At 43.3% G+C, this 3,616-nt stretch carries 5 protein-coding genes; all 5 read left to right on the forward strand.

Going from position 1 to position 3,616, the window contains the following annotated elements; genetic code table 11:
* On the forward strand, positions 1 to 682 hold a 682-nt coding region (locus tag ciss_RS13060; protein ID WP_268874225.1), incomplete at its 5' end, for a penicillin-binding transpeptidase domain-containing protein.
* An 89-nt stretch (positions 683 to 771) separates the two neighbouring features.
* Positions 772 to 1,131, forward strand: a complete 360-nt coding sequence (gene minC / locus ciss_RS12155) for a septum site-determining protein MinC (protein ID WP_235837306.1) — start codon at positions 772 to 774, stop codon at positions 1,129 to 1,131.
* A 13-nt stretch (positions 1,132 to 1,144) separates the two neighbouring features.
* Complete coding sequence (minD, locus tag ciss_RS12160) at positions 1,145 to 1,939, forward strand: septum site-determining protein MinD (protein WP_075866555.1); 795 nt, start codon at positions 1,145 to 1,147, stop codon at positions 1,937 to 1,939.
* 15 nt (positions 1,940 to 1,954) lie between these two features.
* Entirely contained in the window at positions 1,955 to 2,236 is a 282-nt protein-coding gene (gene minE, locus ciss_RS12165) for a cell division topological specificity factor MinE (RefSeq protein WP_075866556.1), read from the forward strand.
* A gap of 80 nt (positions 2,237 to 2,316) precedes the next feature.
* On the forward strand, positions 2,317 to 3,450 hold the full coding sequence (gene rodA, locus ciss_RS12170; RefSeq protein ID WP_075866557.1) for a rod shape-determining protein RodA: 1,134 nt from the start codon (positions 2,317 to 2,319) through the stop codon (positions 3,448 to 3,450).
* Positions 3,451 to 3,616: the final 166 nt, after the last annotated feature.

The raw sequence follows: 3,616 nt of genomic DNA on the forward strand, positions 1-3,616 counted from the left end.
CATTATCGAAAAAAATTTAAAGCCTAAAATAGATAAAATAAAAAGTGATTACGAGCAAAGAATAGCTAAGGCTAAAACTTCCGAGGAGAAAAAGCGGCTGGAGGCGGAACGGGACAAAAAAATTCAGGCAATTAACCGGCAAATTGAAATTTACCGCTGGGAAACCAAGTGGCAGCAGTATGATACGCTTAATATGGCCATCGGTCAGGGTTATAACAATTATACCCTTTTACAGCTTGCCAATTATGTAGCGATGATTGCCAATGGGGGAATTCGCTACCAACCTCATCTGGTAAAAAAAGTTTTGGACAATCGGGGAAGGGTTGTTGAAGAGGTAAAACCCAGGGTTTTAAGTAAAGCAAAGGTTCCCGAGAATGTTTTAAATTACGTGCGGCAGGGAATGCGGGAAGTTACATTACCCGGGGGTACTGCCGGAGGAGTGTTTGCGGGATTTCCGGTAGCGGTGGCGGCAAAAACCGGGACAGCTCAGGTTTTTGGCAAAGACGATCACGGTTTGTTCGTTGCTTATGCCCCTTATGATAATCCCAGGATTGCAGTTGCGGCCATTATTGAACATGGCGGTCATGGGGCTTCTTCGGCAGGTTTGGTGGCCAGGGATGTTTTAGCGACGTATTTTAAGGTACCAAAAGTTAATACCGGGGTTTTTGGACCGGTGGAATAAGAGCAGGAATTTTCCTCTAAATGTAGAATACATCAACTTAGTTAATTTTAGAGAAAAGGTGCTTTACGATGTTGAGGGGAGAGTTTTTCTTGGAAAACACTTTGCTAATAGATAAAACCTTACGTTCCGGGCAAAAGGTAAATTTTGCAGGAAACGTGGTTATCCTTGGGGATATTAATCCCGGAGCGGAAGTGGTAGCTGCCGGGAGTATCATCGTTCTTGGGACGGTCAGGGGAGTGGTTCACGCCGGTGCCGATGGGTTTAAAAAAGCGGTGGTACTGGCTTTCAGGCTTTTACCAACTCAGCTGCGAATTGCCGATCATATTACCCGACCGCCGGAAGATGAAGAAATAACAAAAGACAATTTTAGCCCGGAAATTGCCCTTATTAAAGACGGAATGGTAGTTATTGAAAGTTACGAAGGGAACCTTGGAAAGCTTTTAAAATAAAAGGAGGAAGATTATGGGGGAAGCAATTGTCATTACCTCGGGAAAGGGCGGCGTCGGTAAAACGACTACTACCGCCAATTTAGGAACAGCTTTAGCGATGATGGGCCAGAAAGTGGTTTTAGTGGATACGGATATAGGTTTGCGAAATCTTGATGTGGTTTTGGGACTGGAAAACCGGATTGTTTATGACTTAGTTGATGTTGTCCACGGAAATTGCCGTTTAAAGCAAGCGCTTATAAAAGATAAGCGTTTAGAAGGATTGTATCTTTTACCGGCGGCCCAAACCAAGGATAAGACGGCGGTAAGTCCCGAACAAATGCGGAATTTGGTTAGTGAGCTTAAAAAGGAGTTTGATTATGTTTTAATTGATTGTCCCGCGGGAATCGAGCAGGGATTTAAAAATGCGGTGGCTGGAGCCGATCGGGGAATTGTGGTAACTACTCCGGAAGTATCGGCGGTACGGGATGCGGACCGCATAATTGGGTTACTGGAAGCTGAGGGGATTACCAATCCCCGGCTGATAATTAACCGCATTCGCCCCAAGATGGTTCGGACGGGAGATATGATGGGGATAGAAGATATTATCGAAATTTTAGCAATTGACCTTTTAGGGGTTATTCCCGATGATGAAACTATTATCGTAACTACCAATAAGGGCGAGCCGGCTGTCTATGACCAGAACTCCCGGGCGGGACAAGCTTTTCGGAATATTGCCCGGCGGATAATGGGGGAAGAGGTACCGCTGATGAATTTAGAAGAAGAAGGGTTCTTAAGCAAGTTTAAAAAGTTTTTCGGTTTCAACCGCTAAGGGGAGGGGACGGCCGTGCTGGAATTTTTAATGAAACTTTTGGGGAAAGAACAGCAAAACAGCAAAACCATGGCGAAAGAACGCCTTAGACTGGTTTTAGTGCAGGATAGGACCAATGTTTCACCGGAGCTATTACAAAATTTAAAGGAAGATTTAATTGCTGTCATTACCAAATACATGGAAATTGATGAAAAAGCTCTTGAAGTAAATATTGATACCCATGAAGAACAGGTAGCTTTAATTGCTAATATTCCCATAAAAAGTGTAAAGCGAAACATTCGAGTCCAGGCCAATTAAAACGGCTTTTAGGCCGTTTCTTTTTTTACGGGCAAAAGTTTGGTATAATTAAACGCGAACAAGACGTAGGAGTGGAGCAGATGCAATTTCGGCGGATGTTAAAGGAACTTGATTGGGGAGTGCTGGCCAATGTCTTTTTAATAATTATTTTAGGGCTTGTTTTAATTGCCAGCGCTACCCGGGCCACTTCTTCCGATGATATTCTTGGCTTGGCTAAAACCCAGCTTCTCTGGGTTTTTACCGGTCTTCTTTTAATGTTTGGTAGTTTGTACATTCCTTATGATGACTTTCCGCGCTATGCCAAATTCCTCTATCTTTTTAACCTTGTTATGTTATTGACCGTATTATTTGCCGGGCGGGAAGCGTTAGGAGCGCAGCGCTGGATTAAAATAGGCCCCTTTTCCTTACAACCTTCGGAGTTTGCAAAAGATATCATAACTATAACTCTGGCCAATTACTTAACTGCCCGTCAGGGACAGATTGATAAACTTAGCGATTTTATCCGGGTGTTTGTCCATATTGGTGTCCCTATGCTGTTAATTTTAAAGCAGCCGGACTTAGGTACTTCACTGGTGTTTGTTGCCATTACTTTTGCCCAGCTTTATGTAGCGGGGGCAAACCGTAAACTCTTATTTAGTCTCTTTGGCGGGGGCCTGGCGGTGGCTATTGGCTGGATTGCTCTCCATCTTCACTTTCCCCAAATCTGGATTCCATTAAAAGAATACCAGTTAAACCGGTTAATTATTTTTTTAGACCCGTGGAAGGATATGCAGGGAGCGGGTTACCACGTGATTCAGTCACAAATTGCCATTGGGTCGGGAGGTTTTTGGGGAAAAGGCCTTTTTCGGGGCAGTCAAAATCAATTAAACTTTTTGCCCGAACAGCACACCGATTTTATTTTTTCGGTATTAGGGGAAGAACTGGGCTTTATCGGAGCTTCGGTGCTACTGGTACTGTATTTGACTCTTTTTTGGCAGTTGATTCGCATTGGCCAGCAGGCCAAGGACTTACTGGGAAGTTTACTGGTAGCCGGAGTTGTGGCCAAGCTTGCTTTTCATACTTTTATTAATATTGGGATGACCTGCGGGATTATGCCCGTAACGGGGATACCCCTACCTTTTGTAAGTTACGGAGGAAGTGCGATGTGGTCCAATTTACTTTCGGTGGGCCTGGCGCTTAATGTTTATTTAAGGAGGAAAAAATTATCGTTTTAGGTTTTAGGGAAAATAATTAAATTTTCAAAAAATTCTCTTAACAAAGAAAATAAATTTAAGTATAATGGAGAAAAAATTAATTACGGGTTTTCCAGGAGGAGGGGGCTTGTTATGGCGGTAATTTATAAAGCCGGTGACGGTATCTGGCAGGTTGATTTATTTGAAC

The organism is Carboxydothermus islandicus (genome assembly GCF_001950325.1).
Lineage (GTDB): Bacteria > Bacillota > Z-2901 > Carboxydothermales > Carboxydothermaceae > Carboxydothermus > Carboxydothermus islandicus.